Genomic DNA, 17,873 nt, shown 5'->3' with positions numbered 1-17,873 from the left:
AAAAAATGCACATTTTATATGAGTAAAAAAAATTAAAATCGGGCTTTACATAGGGTAGGGGGGTATAGTAAAATTAAAGTAAATAAAGGAGGTTATCTGATGGAAATAGTAAAACCAGATGATCTAAATAATGATCAATGTTGTGATACGAACGAACGGAAGAGTCATCATTCCGATAAAATAAAGAACAATCTGATCACACGATTAAATCGGATCGAAGGGCAAATTAGAGGTGTTAAAGGGTTGATTGACCGTGACACTTACTGTGACGACGTTATCACTCAAATTTCAGCGATTCAATCAGCATTAAATAGTGTTGGAAAAATTCTTCTTGAGGGCCACTTGAAAAGTTGTGTTGTAGAGAGAATTCAAGAAGGCGATCAAGAAGTATTGGATGAACTTCTAGTTACTGTTAAAAAACTGATGAAATAAAAGGGAGAGATATCAATGGAAAAAACCACATTAAAAGTAGAAGGTATGTCTTGTAACCACTGTATAATTGCTATTGAAGGAAGCGTTGGAAAGTTAGACGGTGTCTCACACACTAAAGTAAACCTTAAAGAAGGTATCGTTGAGGTAGAATATGATTCTTCAAAAGTAAACCTGGATGAGATCAAAGAGACGATCGATGATCAGGGTTACGATGTAAAATAAATCGCGTGCTTATCATAGCACGCTTTCTTTTCAGTTGAAATATACCCCATATAGGTATATCGAAGGGATGATGAAAACCATGAGTACAAAAGAAACGACATTACAAATATCAGGTATGACCTGTGCAGCCTGTGCGATCCGAATTGAAAAAGGTTTGAACAAGTTAGAGGGAGTCGAGAAAGCGAACGTAAACCTTGCTCTTGAAAAATCAACCGTTTCTTATGACCCTCAAATTTTAAAGGTGGCCGATCTCGAGAAAAAAATAGAAGATCTCGGATATGGAGTCGTCACTGAAAAAGCTGAATTCAATTTGACTGGCATGACGTGTGCAGCATGTGCAACAAGGATTGAAAAGGGGTTAAACAAACTTCCCGGAGTGATTAAAGCTAACGTTAATCTAGCATTAGAAACCGGGTCAGTACAATATAATCCATCTGAAGTTTCTATTGGAGATATGATTAAAAAAGTTGACCAATTGGGATATGGTGCAACCCTAAAGGAAGACTACAAAGAATCGGTTGATCATAGAGCAATGGAGATTGAGAAACAGAAAGGAAAATTCATCTTTTCTGTCATCCTCTCATTCCCTTTATTGTGGGCAATGGTTAGTCATTTTGAGTTTACATCTTTTATCTATTTGCCTGAGATGTTCATGAATCCTTGGGTTCAATTGGCGCTCGCGACACCTGTACAGTTTGTTGTAGGGAAACAGTTTTATGTAGGAGCTTATAAAGCGCTCCGGAATAAAAGTGCGAACATGGATGTACTCGTAGCATTAGGAACTTCTGCAGCTTATTTCTATAGCCTGTACCTATCTATCCTTTCCATCGGTACCAATCAAGGGATGGTGGAAATGTACTTTGAAACATCGGCAATATTAATTACACTTATTGTGTTGGGAAAACTTTTCGAAGCAAAAGCAAAGGGGCGTTCCTCTGAAGCGATTAAGAAACTGATGGGACTGCAAGCTAAGACAGCTATCGTGGTTCGTGATGGTAAAGAAATCGAAATAGCGATAGAAGAAGTGGAAGCCGGTGATATCGTATATGTAAAACCAGGTGATAAAGTACCGGTCGATGGTGAAATCATCGAAGGGCGTTCAGCATTAGATGAATCGATGCTGACAGGTGAGAGTGTACCTGTCGATAAGACAATAGGGGATACGGTAATCGGTGCAACCATTAATAAAAACGGGTTCCTAAAAATAAAGGCAACAAAAGTAGGGAAAGATACGGCCCTGGCTCAAATCATAAAAGTCGTTGAGGAAGCACAAGGTTCAAAAGCACCGATCCAGCGTCTAGCTGACCAAATCTCTGGTGTATTCGTGCCTATAGTTGTAGGCATCGCTGTTCTTACCTTCATTATCTGGTTTGTTTGGGTAAGTCCCGGAGAATTTGCTGTTGCGCTTGAAAAATTGATTGCTGTCCTTGTTATCGCGTGTCCTTGTGCATTAGGATTAGCGACTCCTACTTCAATCATGGCAGGCTCTGGCCGCTCAGCTGAATTTGGTATTTTATTTAAGGGTGGAGAACACTTAGAAACCACTCATCGAATCGATACTGTGATCTTAGATAAAACGGGTACGGTTACAAACGGTACTCCAGAACTTACAGATATTATTGTGGAACCATCATTCAGTGAAGAAGAAGTGTTAAGACTAGTAGGTTCAGCAGAGAAAAATTCTGAACACCCATTGGCGCAAGCTATTGTAGAAGGAATCACCAATAAGGGAATCCAGTTATCGAGTTCGGAGGATTTTGATGCTATTCCTGGGTTTGGTATCAAAGCTGTAGTTGCAGGTAAAACACTTTTCATCGGTACACGAAAATTAATGAAAGAAAACAACGTTACCATCTATGATTCTAATAATCAGATGGAGGAACTTGAAAAAGCCGGTAAAACCGCGATGCTCGTGGCGATAGACGGAGTATATGCAGGAATTATCGCTGTAGCCGATACGATCAAAGAAACATCAAAAGATGCGATTTCTCGATTAAAAGAAATGGGTCTTAAAGTTATCATGATCACAGGAGATAATCAGCAAACAGCTAAATACATTGCTAAACAAGTGGGGATTGATCATGTCATATCTGAAGTTCTTCCTGAAGGAAAAGCAGATGAGGTGAAAAAGCTACAGGAGCAAGGTAATAAAGTGGCCATGGTCGGAGACGGAATCAATGACGCTCCAGCACTAGCTGTAGCGGATATTGGGATGGCGATTGGCACAGGTACAGACGTTGCGATGGAGGCAGCTGATGTAACGCTGATTCGTGGCGATCTGAACAGCATTGCAGATGCCATCTACATGAGTAAAAAGACAATACGAAACATCAAACAAAATCTTTTCTGGGCTTTTGCTTATAACGTGTTAGGCATCCCTGTTGCTGCACTAGGTTTTCTTGCCCCATGGCTTGCAGGAGCTGCGATGGCATTCAGCTCGGTGTCAGTTGTTCTTAATGCACTTCGTTTACAAAAAGTAAAACTGTAAGGAGGGAATTCTATGAAGGACAATATCGTTTTAAGGTGGACATTGTCGGCTGTATTGATACTCGTTATAGTGATCGGGAGCTATTCCGTATTTGCAAAGTACGCAGAACCATCGACTAGTGAACATGCTGGTCATGTTGGAGAACAGAATACATCTGATTCATCTGATACAAAAGATAAGGAAAAGCAGGAGGCTGGACATGGTGATCATGGGGAGAGCCAAGGCAATGTATCAAAAAATAGTGATATTACACCAACTCTGCATTACGAAAACAATTTAATCCATATTGAGTTGAAAGATAAAGAGGGAAACCCAGTAGAGGAATTAGAGATCGATCATGAGAAACTGATGCATTTGATCATCGTAAATGATGAACTGCAGCAGTATTACCACATTCATCCCGAGAAAAAAGGGAATGGTGTGTTTACCATACAGCACAAACTGGAAGAAGGAAGCTATAAAGCGTTCATAGACATTAAACCAAAAGATAAAAACTATGAGGTGCAGCCACTTCCAATCGAGGTTGGCGCTGGTGATGCCCACGGTGAACATGATTCGTTAAAGCCAGAAACTGAGTTCACTAAAACAGTCAATGGCTACAAGTTAACCATGAGTCCTGAAACCTTTACATCAGGTGAAGAAATTGTGTTGGATTTTGATCTAAAAGAAAACAAACCCGAGCCCTATCTAGGAGCGCTTGGTCATGTAGTCATATTAGACGAAGGTGGAGATGAGTATGTTCACGTCCACCCAGCATCGGAAACAGATACAAAGTTTGCCACAAAATTTGACCAGCCAGGTATATATAAAATTTGGGGTGAATTTAAGATAAATGGAAAAGTGAATGTTTATCCATTTGTAGTAGAAGTTAAGTAAATTTTACGTTCTATCTCTCGGGAACGAGGTGAAGCACTTTATGGAACTTTCTGGCGTTTCAAAACACGTGTTATTGTGTAACGGAGCTAGCTGCATCAAAAAAGGGGCTGAGGAAGTTACGAATACCGTTCGACAAGAAATTAAAGATCAAGGGTTATTAAACAAAATTCATACTACTAAAACCTTTTGCAACGGAAGATGTAAAGAGGGACCGACAGTCGTAGTCTACCCGGATGGAGACTGGTATAAAGAGATGACTCCTGAAAAGGGAAAACAACTGATCGATAAGATTAAGTCTGACGAAAAGTTAGATGAAGCTCTAGCTTATACGTATGACGTTAAGTCATTTGCGAGATTTCAGGATAATAAATAAAATACTTTATTCATAGGAGGAGCAGTTGATGGTTATCCAGCCGAACATGTCTGTAGTGGATATCGTTAAGGTATGGCAAGATACTAGTGAAGTTTTTGAAAGGTTTAATATATCCATTAATAATGGCGAAAAACTATGTTCAGTAGTGAATGAAAGAACTCTAACTATTTTATTAGATGAGTTAAATAGAAGAGTAAATAGTTCTAAGATGACCTGCATCAAAGGTGGATGAAGGATTTCTATTAAAGAGTAGGTTACTCTTTATGAAAAGTACCGATTTATTGTTCGGTACTTTTTTTATTTATTTCGTGATTTGAAGAGTTATGAACTTATTAGGTTGCTCCATAAAAATTGCATATTTTTTTAGTACGGTTAATTTGAGGAGGGAAAACCAATGAAAAAGCAATGGTTGATTTCTTTAATGTTACTGGTACTCATTTTGGTTATAACAGGTTGTAGCCAAGAGGGTTCAAAAGATCAATCTAATGAAAATAAGGTACAAGCAAAAGAAGAAATTTTAGAAGGTAAAACAATTAAAGAGTTCTCCATTACTGCAAAAAAAGAGAATTGGGAATTGAAGTCCGGTAAGACCATTGAAGCTTGGACTTATAATGGAAGCGTCCCTGGGCAAGAGATTAGAGTAAAAGAAGGTGAAGGGGTAAAGGTTACAATCAAGAATGAACTTCCGAAGCCTGTAAGTATACATTGGCACGGTGTCCCTTTATCGAATACACAAGATGGTATTCCCGGAGTCACACAAGATGCTATTGAAACAGGCAAGGAGTATACGTATCAGTTTGTCGCAGATACCCCTGGAACGTATTGGTATCATAGCCATCAAGACAGCGTAAATCAGGTTGATAAGGGGCTTTATGGAGTCTTTATCGTTGAATCTAAAGATGATGAACAGTATGATCGAGATTATTCACTTGTTTTAGATGAATGGGAGTCCAATCCAAAGCAAGAATCCGAAGAAATGGATGGAATGGATCACTCAAACATGGATATGAATGAGTCAGATACAGAAGATATGGAAGGTATGGATCATTCCAATATGGACATGGGGGATAAGAAAAATAAAGACAGCAAATCTTCCGATAACGGTTCAATGAATGGTATGGACCATGATATGTCTTCTTATGATATATATACAATAAACGGTAAGTCATATGATAAAAGTAAACCCCTTATAGCGAAAAAAGGAGAAAAAGTAAAACTCCGATTTGTAAATGCCGGATATATGTCTCATAAAATTCATATTCCATTGAATTTTAAAGTAACCAACGTTGATGGTCAGCCCGTGAATCAACCAATCGAACAGGAAAATAAGGTACTTGAAGTTGCACCTGGTGAAAGGTATGATATAGAGTTCATTGCAACAGGTGAAACCGTAACAATCGATTGCCATGGTGAGATGGATGCATCTAAAGACATGAGGATAAATATCCAAGCCGAAGAAGAGGCGGTGCAGCCTGTTGCTCACAAAAAAGATGCGGGCATGGTGAAACCAGATGAGTTTGGTAAAGAGATTAAAGGGAATTTCTCATTAAACGATTCTTTCGATTTAGAATACAAAATGGACCTTGCTACTGATATGGATTCCGGTGAGATGAAGTACACCATAAACGGGAATACTTATCCTAAGACTGAAAATATAAAGGTGGATAAGGGTGATAAAGTCAAAGTCACTTTAACAAACAAAAGTATGGATAAATCTGATCACCCAATGCATCTACATGGCCATTTCTTTCAAGTATTAAGTAAGAATGGAAAACCTGTAGAAGGAGCACCATTAATGAAAGATACACTAAATGTAAAGCCTGGAGAAACATATGAGGTTGCATTCGTAGCTGATAACCCAGGTAACTGGATGTTCCACTGCCATGATTTACATCATGCCTCAGCTGGTATGATGACCATGGTGAAATATAATAACTTCAAACCTTTTTACAAGGATGAAGGTAAAGTAAATAATATTTCAGAATGAAAAACCTCGCTCAAGAGGTTTTTCTCTTTGTTTATGAAGGAGAGGTAAATTATGGCTAAAAAGAAAAAAACAACAAAAAAGCCATTTAAACTTAAGGGTATTTTAATTCTTGCAGCGATTAGCTTAGTTTTGGTTTTAATACTTTTATTTACATTCAATGATAAACAATCAAGTGTAACGTTCACGGATATCCATGGGGTAGGATATTCAAATGACGGAAAAAAGATCTTTATACCTGCACATGATGGAATCAAGCAGTACGATACGATGAACAAACAATGGCAAGCAACACCTGGTGAGAAAAATGATTATATGGGTTTTTCAATGGTGGATGATGGTTTTTATAGCAGCGGCCATCCAGGAAATGATTCAGACAAACCAGACCCGTTAGGAATCGTAAGAAGTAAAGAGATAGGTGGGGAAATCGAACTGCTTGGCTTAGAAGGCGAAACGGATTTCCATTTTCTCGCTGCAGGCTACGAAAACCATGTCTTGTATGCCTATACTTCTATGGCTAATTCAAGAATGCCATCAGATGGTCTTTATTATTCCAATGACGATGCTAAATCATGGAATGAAAGTGACTTAACAAATGTAGAGGGGGAGATCACAGGTATTGCGGTCCATCCTACTGATACGAATGTCGTTGCAATAAGTTCTCAAAATAAGGTTCATCTATCAAGAAATAAGGGTAAAACATTTGAAGAACTGACGAACATGAAACAAGTTACATCACTTACGTTTACTAATAAAAATTCACTCTTAGTAGGTGGGTTTGAGAATAAAGCGTTCCTTACAGAAATCAATATAAATGATAGTTCGGAAAAGGAGATAAGTATTCCGACACTCCAGGAAGATGCCATATCTTATTTAGCTAAGAATCCAGTGGATAAAAACATCGTTTTTACTACCTTTAAAAAAGATGTGTATTTTTACAATGGTGAAAGATGGATCAAACTTGTTAATCAAGGAAAAGCAGTTAATTAATAAATTATCTTTTATCAGGTATACTTCATTTTTGGTTAAACAAATAAGGAGCAGAATCCATGGAATTAATAACATTACTTCAAGAATTAAATATATCAATAGAGGATTATCCACAAGCGTGCAGGATAGGCATAAAAGGGATCAAGTCAAATTCAAAGTTTGTTGAACAAGGAGATTTGTTTGTCGCTATAAATGGATATGAAGTAGATGGTCATGATTTTATTAAACATGCAGTCGATTCCGGAGCAGTTGCTATCATAGGAGAATCAGATTATCAATCAACTGAAATTCCTTATATTAGAGTAACAGACAGCAGAAAGGCACTAGCAAAACTAGTAAGCTGCTTTTATGGCTACCCTTATAAAAAACATATAATGATAGGTATTACAGGAACGAATGGCAAGACTACCACTGCTTATATGCTTAAGCATATTTTAGAAATGCAAGGAAAAACCTGCTCACTAATTGGCACTGTAAATACGATTATTAACAACGAGGTAATTCAATCTAAAAATACGACCCCTGATTCGATTGAATTAAACCAACTGATTGCGAAAAGTAATGATGATGTTGTAATCATGGAGGTTTCTTCACACGGCATCGAACAGAATCGTATAGAAGGCATATACTTTGATTTTGCTATATTCACCAATTTAAGTCATGATCATATGGATTATCATAAAAATATGTGGGAGTATTTTCAGGTTAAAGCGAGGCTTTTTGCTCAGTTAAAACCAACAGGACAAGCCATTATAGCTACTTACACCGATTGGGGAAACAAGCTAGCAGATATGTTGACTACATCTAAAATTCCTCATTTCACAATGGGGGTAGGTGAGAATAGTTTAACAGTCAAAGAGATAATACCCTCGTACTTTTCTGAGTTCAAATATTATATGGATGGCAATCCTTATCTAATAAAGTGTACCATTCCAGGTATCCATAACGGATGGAACATGATGACTGCGATATTGACAAGTAATATAATGGGTCATAACATCGAATCCATTCATCATTCATTACAGTCATTCTCTGGTGTCCCGGGTAGATTTGAAACATATACGCATCATAATGGGGCTTCATTTGTCATTGATTATGCACATACTGCTGATGCAATTCACTACTGTTTAGAAATTGCAGAGCGCGAACAAGCAGAACAAATCATACATGTTCTTGGTTTTAGAGGTAAAAGAGACGTAACAAAGAGAGAGGTTATGATAGATTCTTCTAAAGAATTTAGTCATTTAATCATACTAACACTAGATGATTTAAACGGAGAAAAAGAAGAGTCCATGATTAGTTCCTTAAATGAATTAAAAGAACGGTTCCTTGATCTTCCTATTGTTGTAATTCCAGACCGAACCCAAGCGATTAGTTTTGCTTGGAGAAAAGTTAATGGATCAAAAGATTGGGTGTTTATTACAGGAAAAGGTTCTGAGAGGTATGAGCAAGTTTTCGAATTGCCATGTTCATCCGATAAGGAAACTATAACGTATCTAAAAAACAGGACAAATAATAACAAATGCATATTCCCTTAAAAAATTAGAAGCCGACAAATGTCAGCTTCTTTTTCTATCTTTAAATATTTTGCTTTTCTTCAGTTGAGATTGCACGTAAAAAGAATTTTCCACTCCGATTCGTTAGTGATTCTTTTTATTAACTTACCATCCTACGGCAAGCTTCCGCACATTTAAAACAAGCTTCTGCACATCGCTGACAGTGTTCATGATCATGTTTTTTACACTCATTTCCACATGCTTCGCAAATTTGAGCACAAAGGGAACAGATTTCATTTATGAACGGACTGTTACTGCTCATCGCTGTAGCAGCAAAGGAACAAATATCTGCACAGGCTCTATCCAACCTGATACATTCCGCCATCATTTTTACGTCTTCTTCATTTAAACATGCGTCAAAACAATGATTACATTCTTTCATACAGGCCAGACATTCATCAATACATTGTTGGTACGTGTCATGCATACATCATCATCCTTTCGTTATTAGGGATTTAATTACATAAAAAGTGTACCCATTGAGTGGTCATATAAACGTATTTTGCGAAAATCCATAAAAACTGCATAATTCTTTCATTATTTATCTAAATGGACAAACCGTCACTGCATAAAAAATTCATATTTAAATGTTATACTCCTGAGAAATTAATCAAAAGAGGAACGAAAAATGAAATTCAGCAAAAGAATCGTCTTAGTCATTAGTATTTTATTTTTCATAATCTTACTCATGTTCTTAAGCCCATTTTCTACTGCAGCTTCAAGTAACTCTCCAGGTAATATATCCAGTGAATCTGTGATTTTAATTGAAGGAACTACAGGAGAAATTCTTTATGAGAAGAATAGTTATCAAAGTATGTATCCTGCCAGTATCACAAAAATTTTAACAGCAATAATTGCTATTGAAGAAGGTAACCTGTCAGATAAAGTTCTAATTAGTCAAAACGCTCGAGATACAGAAGGAACGAGAGTATACCTTGAACCAGGGGAACAAGTATCTTTAAAAAAACTCGTGCAGGGGTTATTAATCAATTCAGGAAACGATGCGGGAGTGGCGATTGCCGAACATATGGCAGGTAGTGTGGAATCGTTCAGTAATGAAATGAATCGGTTCACAAAAGAAAAAATCGGAATTACTAACAGTACTTTTAAAAATCCTCATGGTTTGTTTGATATTAATCACCAAACAACTGCTTATGATATGGCAATGATTACTAAGTATGCAATGAAAAATAAGGAGTTTAGAGAAATCTTCCGAACAAAAGAACTACGTTGGGTTGGAGAAGGCTGGGATACAACGCTTTATAATCATCATAAAATGTTATGGAGATATGAGGGTGTTAATGGCGGCAAAAATGGTTATGTTGATCAATCTGGGACTACATTGGTCACAACGGCGAAACGTGGAGAAACTGAATTAATAGCGGTCACTTTAAAAGCGAACTCTTCTGAAGTTGCATATGCGGACACCACTAGTTTATTAGATTTTGGTTTTACTCATTTTCTAACGCAGAAATTTTCTGAAGTAGATCTTACAACAATTCAAGGTGCAGAAGGATATAATATTGATAAAGATCTGTTTTTTACAGCAGGAGTTAACATTCCGATCATTTCAGAAGTTAACATGGATGGCTTATTAGTTATTAAAGACCAAAATGAGAAGGTATTATTAGAGTATTCTTTAACTAAAGAGTTAAAAAAAACGAAAAAAAATGAAGATGGTAAAGAGGTTAAACGTAGTCCTTTAGTAATAATTACTTATCTTCTAGTAGCACTTTATATTGTTTTTCTACTCTTCTTGATTTATTTAATTCGACTGAGAAGCATTAAATTTAAAAGTCAAAAATATTCTTCATTCAAATATCACCATTAGATAGATCCAGTATAACTATTTATTCTCAATTTAAAGGAATGCTTTTCAAATAAGAGGTGAGTGTAAATTGGAATAGGAAAAGGAAATTCTCGAAGCGTTTTCTAAATTACTTCCAGAAATGAGAAGTATCTTAGATAACATAAAAAATCAGAAACAAAACAATTTAGATGATATTCTGTTATTAGATGAAAAATTAAAAATCTTAGAATCAAAATTTTCTCGTTTTTTGAAAACTTCAATATCACGTAAGTATAATCAATAATTAAACTATCTTACTAAAAATGGAGGGGAATTATGGTAAGAATTCTTATCATAGATGACGAGCCAAAATTAGTAGATGTTATCTCTTCATACTTTGAAAAGGAAGGATTTCAAACAGTAAGTGTATTTAATGGAAAAGATGCGTTATATCATCTGAAAGTTTCCTCATTTGATTTTGTCATACTTGATTTAATGCTTCCAGATATTAGTGGAGAAGAACTTTGCCAAATGATTAGAGACAATCACTCGATCCCAATCCTCATTTTATCAGCTAAATATGGAGAAGATGATAGAATACATGGTTTGTCGATTGGAGCAAGTGATTATATGAAAAAACCTTTCAGCCCAAGAGAATTAGTCTTAAGGGTTAAGAATATTCTTAGACAATCAAATTTATGAACAACAAAATGAGCTTATCCTAGGAAAAGCTCATTTTCTTCATATAAATAGAGTTTTTATGATTATAAACATAACCGTGAGACCCAGTGTTCATCATACACTGTATCAATATATCGATCTCCTCTATCAGGGAATACAGTTACAATGTTCTCACGGTTATCTAAAGAATTCACTAACTTTTTAAGAGCTGCAACTGAAGCACCGGAAGAACCCCCAGTAAAGATTCCTTCACTTTGTAACAATTCATGACATCCATTAACGGATTCTAAATCATTAACATGAATGACCCTATCAATTTCGTTATTATTTAAAATCTCCGGCACTCTACTAGCGCCGAACCCAGGCAGTTCTCTTTTTCCCGGAGGAGTATTAAAGATTATTGATCCGACAGCATCAACGGCTATTACCGTTAAATTCGGATGTTTTTCCCGAAGTTTACGGCTAGTACCCATAATACAACCTGTAGTACTTACGGGTACTACTAAATAATCAATGTTCGCATCAATCTGTTCGATAATCTCAGTACCTGTCCCTAAATAATGTGCCTTCCAATTGTTTTCATTGGCATATTGGTTTATCCAATATCCATTGGGTAACTCTTCAAGAATTTCTTTAACTTTGTTTATTCTAGTCTTTAAATAACCACCCTGATCGTCTTTATCCTCGACCATAACGATATTTGCTCCAAACGCTCTCAAGATTTTTAGATTTGTCTTTGAAATTTTCGGATCGACTACACAAGTAAAAGATAAACCGTGATAACGGGCAATCATTGCTAGTGCAATGCCAAGGTTTCCAGAACTGCTTTCTATTAAGTGAGTTGCAGAAGTTATTTGTCCATTTTGCAGTCCTTGTTCTATGAAATACTTCGCAGGGCGATCCTTCATGCTACCACCTGGATTCATAAATTCAAGTTTTGCATAAACATTTTGTTGGGGAAATAAACTCTCTAATCTAACCATAGGTGTGTTGCCGATACATTGGTTGAGTGAGTTATACACAGGTGCTTTTTGTATAGTGTGTAACATTAAATACCTCCAGTTAAATGAGATTCAATAATTTTTGCAGAATTATGCCTCATAAAGATAAACATTTTCAGAATATAAACGTAAATTATCTTCTCGGTGCTTACAGAGTGATTCCCATTCAAACTCATCGAAACTTTTAGATGTTAAAAATTCAAAGGGAATCCTTAAATTTAACAATCGCCCATTAACTTGAATTCGAGTAACTCCAGCTGGATAGAGTTTTCCAAGTTTCACAACTTTTTTTATGGTATCCAAACATGTTGCAGGATAGTTAAATCGAATAAAACCAAGGTTTGGACTTTCCTTAGAATGGGCAGGTATACGTCGTACCTCTTGGTATTCACTGTAAGCATTCACAATGGCGTGCCAAACATCCAACTTTTTAGATAGCTCTTTTGTTGAGTACTTCGCATAAATATAAAGTTCGGAATGGTCATGAAACGACAGAGTTGCAAGAGGGATTTCATCTGCTCGAACTTTTTTTGTTACTTCTATTGATGGATGTTTTGTTAATTCTTCAAACCATTTTCCAGCTGGAACTATGTGATGCCATGCGTTTATTCTTACATGATTGGGATCCACAATTTGTATGGGAACTCTCAAACACCCCATTTCTTTTAGTGCGTTTAATCGATGTGCACCATCTAAAACTAAATATTTTTCGTTTTCTAAATGTAGAGCTATGATCGGATTTCTTATTACACCATCTAGTTTTATGGCATTCTTAATTTTAGAAAGACGTGCTGGTTCATATGGTTCATGAAGCATAATTCTATTAATATCAATTAATTGTAAGGATGATTTTAAATTCATTACCATTCCTCCTTAGGTTTTAATGTCTTTTTTGTTTTGTTTTTTTTATAAAGAATGAATAAAGGCAAAAGGCTTAAGAAGCTGACTACGATCCAATATTTTTCTGGTTGACCGTTTTTTAAAAAATAATCATATATAACTCCACCTACCAAATTACCTAATGATCCCCCGATTGCCATTGCTAAGTTTGAAAAACCAAAATAGGCTGCCAGTGATTCTTTAGGGGAATTGTGGGCAATATAGCTTTGGAACAATGGCAGTAATGTAATCGATCCAATAGCAATTCCAGTTAGCACTAATAATAGAGTAGCTATATTGTTTCCAAACGTAATGGGGACAATAAAAATTAGAATAGTAACATAACTGAAAAAGAATAATGAATGAATCGTTCTATCCTTAATCATTAAGAATACAGGCCACTGGAAAATAATAATTATTAAAGTTACAAAAGTAAAAATCCAACCAGAAGACCCTGTCACATTCGTTGAAATGATTGGTAATGTTAGATACAGCTGTTGATATAAAAAATGAAAAGGAATCAAACTAACAGTCAAACCTACAAATGACTTATCTTTAATAATTTCAGCAAATTCTTGGATCCAAGTCTTAGTATTAAGTGGCTTAGATACTTTTGGGAGAAATATAGCAACTATACAAAGAATCAGAAATAATAATCCTGAAAGAACACTAAGATGTTTAAAGTCATCTATTGAAAAATAAAGTCCGGCTAATGGTCCCAATACAGTTCCAGCGTTCTCTATGATATTCATTAGAGAAAATATTTCCTTATGCTTTCCTTCTGGTGTTAGCGAAGTTAAATTTGCTTTAAGAGCAGGACTGAATAATGCTCCGCCTAGTCCACTCAAAATAGCTGCAATTATGACCAAAAAACCATTTGTGGTTAATCCCATCGATGCAAATCCAATTCCGCGAAAGAAAAATCCGATTACCACTATTTTTTTATATCCTAATCGATCAGCCAGGGCACCTCCTACAATCATTAGACCTTGTTGACTCAAAATTCTTATTGCGAGAATGAAACCAACAAAACCTAAAGAAAAGCCGACATTTTGATTAAAGTAAGTGGATATAAAAGGAACAAACATAAAAAAAGTAAAAAACGATATAAACTGCAACAAAAGAATGACGATGACAGGTAGTTTTAAATAAGATGGGAAAATGTTTTTAATAGTGTTTAAAAATTTCATATTCAGCACCAACTTTTAAAGGGATTTAATACACCTCCAGAATCGTTATAAAACAAGAGTAAATATTAAATGTCGAGAAATAATGCAAAAATGGTTACAGGACCGTAAATGATTTTAAAAATGATTACATATTTAAGGTGAAAGAGTAATAATTGTGGGGATTATCGGAATAAATTGAATAATTTTCTAAATTGCAAGGGGTTTTTCATTTTATCTCTAAGATTATAAAATTCGAAAATGTACACATTTACGAACTGTTAATCTTGCAGAGAGTTAAGCCCATTCAGCTGTTCAAATATGTGTAAATAGACTTAATGAACGTTTACCTCTTTTTATAACAATTTCGGAAGAATAATCAATTAATACAGTTTGATAAAAAATTCAGTTCTTGGGAAAAGTATATTTTTTTTTATAATGATGTGTTTGAGGATCTAGTTACTTCTCATTCTTAATTGGAATCTGCAGCCTTCGAAGCTTGAAGTACAATTGATTCAATCATAGCTAAGAATTACCAAATATTAAACAGTCTGATTACAAGAATGCCGAAAATTTCTAAGACTTTTTTACGTACTTTTAACGAAAGTATTCAAAACTTCCTTCTTTAACATATTTTGGATTTTGGTATAATTGATTTAACAGTATTAATTTTCTGTGAAATTTAAAATAAAGTGAGGTTCTTGTTATGGCTACTGTTAAAGCATTTTATGCTTATCCATCAGGAAACGAGAGTTTAAAAGAAGACATTGCTAAAGCAGTAAAAAATATTAATGCTACTAAAGCAGTTAAAATAACAAGATGGGAAGATCTAAATGTAACAGGTAAACATATGATAGATGTAATATTAAAAACTATTGATGATAGTGATTTATTTATTTGCGACTTAACTTTCTTAAATTTCAATGTACTGTTTGAACTTGGATATGCAGTTGGTAAGAAAAAGAAAATTTGGATAACTCTCAATGAAACCCATAATAAATCTACTAGCAATTACCGTCAGTTAAAATCATTAACAACCATTGGATATGCAGGATATAATAACGCAGATGAACTTAAAATTAAATTTTTCAAAGAAAATCCACATCAATTAGCAGAAACAATAAATATTCAAGATGAAAATTTGGGTAACACCAAAAGTTTGGTTTATTTGAAGTGTGGAACAGGAACAACAGCTTCAACAGAGTTAACTTCACTAGTACAAAGTTCAAAGCTACCATTATTAACAGCAGATCCATATGAAGGTCGTAACCCACTAAGTTGGTATGTTAAAGCATTGCAAAATTCTTTAGGAGTTTTAGTACATTTTCACACTTTAAATCAAGATGGAGAAGTTGGTGAAGATATTTTTTGGTCATCAGAAAAAGCAATGGTAGCGGGAATTGCACAAGGCCTGGATCTAAATTTGCTCATTTTAGCTCATGAACCTTATGAAACACCTTTAGATTATCATGACCATTTGCATACACATAAAACAAGTAAAAAGTGTGTTGAAATTTCGGAGACTTGGCTTGAACCCTTGATAAATAAACGGAATAATATGAAGGAAGAAAACAGACAGCACAAAGCAGGACAAAAAGCTCTTAATAGTATAAAGAGTTTAATCATTGGTGACCATGTAGCGGAAAACGAGCCAGTTGATTTAATAGAATACTTTGTTGAAACAGCAGAATACAAGGAAGCACTCAAATCACAGCAGGTACTTTTTGTAGGTAGAAAAGGTACTGGTAAAACAGCAAATTTAATAAAAATTAAAGATGAGCTATCTTCAGATAAAAGAAACTTTGTTTGTTCCATACAACCCCAAGGTCATGAATTCGAAGGTGTATTAAATATATTAGAAAAAACATTAACCAGTTCTGAACAAGGACATTTAATCGAAAGCATTTGGAAATTTTTGATTTATACAGAACTAGCAAAATCATATTATGAATATTTATGTAACCAACCCCCTCAGATACCTAAAACCAATGATGAATTAGAACTAGAGGACTTTATTAAAAAAAATGAAAAACTTATCAATGCTGATTTCACACTTAGACTTGAAAATGCAGTCACTAAATTAAAGTTATTAGACTACAATAATGAAATTGATCAGCAAAGAGTTAAAGTAAGTGAAATTTTACATAGCAAGATAATTTCTCATTTAAGACAAAAACTAGGTAAAGTTTTTCATTCAAAAGAGAGGGTATGTATTTTAATTGATAATCTAGACAAGAATTGGAGTGACAATGTTAATCTCGAAAGATTAAGTCAATTATTGTTTGGATTGTTAAATGTAGGCCAAAGAATTACTGATGAGTTTAGAATGAAAAATTATAAGCAGGTTGATGTAGAATTATCACTTATTGCTTTTTTAAGAAGTGATATCTTTACTAGAGTTATGAAATATGCAAACGAAAGAGATAAAATACCATATAAAAATCTATCATGGACTGAGCCTAATCTGTTATTTAAGGTTATAGAGCAGAGGATTGAATATAATATTGATGAAATTCCAAGTCCTGAAGTTCTTTGGAGAGATTATTTCTGTGAGACTGTTAATGGACAAGCTTTAAAAGACTATATAACTAGTTTTATTCTTCCTAGACCACGTGATATTATAATTTTGTTTAAAATGGCTTTTCAAGAAGCGATAAACAAAGAGCATGCTAAAGTAGAAGAGGAAGATTTTAAGGCAGCTGAATTTAAATATTCAGAATATGCTTTGCAGTCTTTACTTCCTGAAAACGGGAATAGAATTCCGGAATTAGAGTCAGTATTTTATGAATTTGCAGGACATAATTCTATTATCGATAAAAATGAATTAGAAAATTGTTTAGTAGAGTGGTGTACAGCTGATAAAGATACAAAGCATATTATTGAAGTCTTGTGCGAATTGACTTTTTTGGGATTGGAAGTTGCAGAAAATAAGTTTGAGTATTTTAGTGAAAAAAGACCCAAGAAAATTACTGAAAACTTGGCTCGTAAATTAGTTTTAAAAAATAAAAAAAATCAACGATATGAAATAAATCCTGCATTCCATGCATATTTAGAAATAAATAAGGTTGAATTGATGAAAGTATAAAGATACTTTTATCATATATTAAGAAAAGATAATTACGATTCTATCCGATAGTAGACAGCCCATTTTGTTAATGAGTTGTAATTAAAGAAAGTAAATTTCATCTGTTTGGTAACTTTTTATTATTCCATAGCTACAAGCCAAAACCACCTTTTTGGTGGTTTTGGCATTTTTAAATTGATGCAATTAAGAACTGCATCGAGTCTCGTGAAATAGAGAAAGTGTCTCAATTAAGTAGACTCTATGGGGACAATTTACGAGAAACAGTCTAAAAGGCTTTGGTACGTCTCACTTTCATGTTCCAAAAAGGTAAGTTCTAAGAACATTGGATATCGCAGTTCAGCGTGCAAGATC

The 17,873-nt window shown here is 34.8% G+C and carries 16 protein-coding genes; 12 read left to right on the top strand and 4 right to left on the bottom strand.

The window, feature by feature from the left end; translation table 11 throughout:
- Positions 1-99: 99 nt before the first annotated feature.
- From IHV12_RS02045 to IHV12_RS02005, 9 genes are all read left to right on the top strand, one after another.
- Positions 100-432 carry a metal-sensitive transcriptional regulator gene (locus tag IHV12_RS02045; protein ID WP_197129822.1) on the top strand — a complete coding sequence of 111 codons (333 nt, stop codon included), beginning with the start codon at positions 100-102 and terminating at the stop codon, positions 430-432.
- Between the two features lie 15 nt (positions 433-447).
- Positions 448-654 (top strand): copper chaperone CopZ, encoded by a 207-nt coding sequence (gene copZ, locus IHV12_RS02040; protein ID WP_197129825.1) that lies wholly within the window; start codon positions 448-450, stop codon positions 652-654.
- Positions 655-733: 79 nt separating this feature from the next.
- Positions 734-3,142 carry a heavy metal translocating P-type ATPase gene (locus IHV12_RS02035; protein WP_197129827.1) on the top strand — a complete coding sequence of 803 codons (2,409 nt, stop codon included), beginning with the start codon at positions 734-736 and terminating at the stop codon, positions 3,140-3,142.
- Between the two features lie 12 nt (positions 3,143-3,154).
- The gene (locus tag IHV12_RS02030) at positions 3,155-4,018 is read left to right on the top strand and encodes a hypothetical protein (RefSeq protein ID WP_197129831.1); all 864 of its coding nucleotides are present in this window, start codon (positions 3,155-3,157) and stop codon (positions 4,016-4,018) included.
- A gap of 40 nt (positions 4,019-4,058) precedes the next feature.
- A complete protein-coding gene (locus IHV12_RS02025) occupies positions 4,059-4,391 on the top strand; it encodes a (2Fe-2S) ferredoxin domain-containing protein (RefSeq protein ID WP_197129834.1) in 333 nt (110 codons plus the stop codon).
- Positions 4,392-4,437: 46 nt separating this feature from the next.
- Entirely contained in the window at positions 4,438-4,623 is a 186-nt protein-coding gene (locus IHV12_RS02020) for a hypothetical protein (RefSeq protein WP_231620612.1), read from the top strand.
- A 162-nt stretch (positions 4,624-4,785) separates the two neighbouring features.
- Complete coding sequence (locus IHV12_RS02015) at positions 4,786-6,378, top strand: multicopper oxidase family protein (protein WP_197129840.1); 1,593 nt, start codon at positions 4,786-4,788, stop codon at positions 6,376-6,378.
- Positions 6,379-6,429: 51 nt separating this feature from the next.
- Positions 6,430-7,365, top strand: coding sequence for a F510_1955 family glycosylhydrolase (locus IHV12_RS02010; protein WP_197129843.1), 936 nt, complete (start codon positions 6,430-6,432; stop codon positions 7,363-7,365).
- A gap of 59 nt (positions 7,366-7,424) precedes the next feature.
- Positions 7,425-8,903 (top strand): UDP-N-acetylmuramoyl-L-alanyl-D-glutamate--2,6-diaminopimelate ligase, encoded by a 1,479-nt coding sequence (locus tag IHV12_RS02005; RefSeq protein ID WP_197129846.1) that lies wholly within the window; start codon positions 7,425-7,427, stop codon positions 8,901-8,903.
- A gap of 118 nt (positions 8,904-9,021) precedes the next feature.
- On the opposite strand, the gene IHV12_RS02000 is transcribed toward IHV12_RS02005, so the two are convergent.
- Positions 9,022-9,348 (bottom strand): four-helix bundle copper-binding protein, encoded by a 327-nt coding sequence (locus IHV12_RS02000; RefSeq protein ID WP_197129849.1) that lies wholly within the window; start codon positions 9,346-9,348, stop codon positions 9,022-9,024.
- Positions 9,349-9,549: 201 nt separating this feature from the next.
- Here IHV12_RS02000 and IHV12_RS01995 point away from each other — a divergent pair, with 201 nt between their 5' ends.
- Together IHV12_RS01995 and IHV12_RS01990 are read left to right on the top strand one after the other, a co-directional pair.
- Entirely contained in the window at positions 9,550-10,752 is a 1,203-nt protein-coding gene (locus IHV12_RS01995) for a D-alanyl-D-alanine carboxypeptidase family protein (RefSeq protein WP_197129852.1), read from the top strand.
- Positions 10,753-11,046: 294 nt separating this feature from the next.
- Positions 11,047-11,412: a response regulator transcription factor gene (locus IHV12_RS01990; RefSeq protein ID WP_197129854.1), complete on the top strand. Its 366-nt coding sequence runs from the start codon at positions 11,047-11,049 to the stop codon at positions 11,410-11,412.
- A 62-nt stretch (positions 11,413-11,474) separates the two neighbouring features.
- On the opposite strand, the gene sbnA is transcribed toward IHV12_RS01990, so the two are convergent.
- Genes sbnA through IHV12_RS01975 form a run of 3 tightly spaced genes read right to left on the bottom strand, consistent with a single transcriptional unit; the run spans position 11,475 to position 14,461 of the window.
- The gene (gene sbnA / locus IHV12_RS01985) at positions 11,475-12,440 is read right to left on the bottom strand and encodes a 2,3-diaminopropionate biosynthesis protein SbnA (protein WP_197129856.1); all 966 of its coding nucleotides are present in this window, start codon (positions 12,438-12,440) and stop codon (positions 11,475-11,477) included.
- Between the two features lie 42 nt (positions 12,441-12,482).
- Positions 12,483-13,253 (bottom strand): ParB N-terminal domain-containing protein, encoded by a 771-nt coding sequence (locus IHV12_RS01980; protein ID WP_197129858.1) that lies wholly within the window; start codon positions 13,251-13,253, stop codon positions 12,483-12,485.
- Positions 13,253-14,461 carry an MFS transporter gene (locus IHV12_RS01975; RefSeq protein ID WP_197129860.1) on the bottom strand — a complete coding sequence of 403 codons (1,209 nt, stop codon included), beginning with the start codon at positions 14,459-14,461 and terminating at the stop codon, positions 13,253-13,255. Before IHV12_RS01975 ends, IHV12_RS01980 begins: the two co-directional genes overlap by 1 nt.
- Before the next feature lie 682 nt (positions 14,462-15,143).
- On the opposite strand from IHV12_RS01975, the gene IHV12_RS22555 reads away from it, so the two are divergent.
- Positions 15,144-17,522 (top strand): P-loop ATPase, Sll1717 family, encoded by a 2,379-nt coding sequence (locus tag IHV12_RS22555; RefSeq protein ID WP_231607365.1) that lies wholly within the window; start codon positions 15,144-15,146, stop codon positions 17,520-17,522.
- The last annotated feature ends 351 nt before the right edge of the window (positions 17,523-17,873 follow it).

Origin of the sequence: Fictibacillus sp. 7GRE50 (assembly GCF_015903875.1) — a bacterium.
Classification (GTDB): Bacteria; Bacillota; Bacilli; order Bacillales; family Fictibacillaceae; genus Fictibacillus; species Fictibacillus phosphorivorans.
This window is presented reverse-complemented; position numbering and strand designations above follow the sequence as displayed.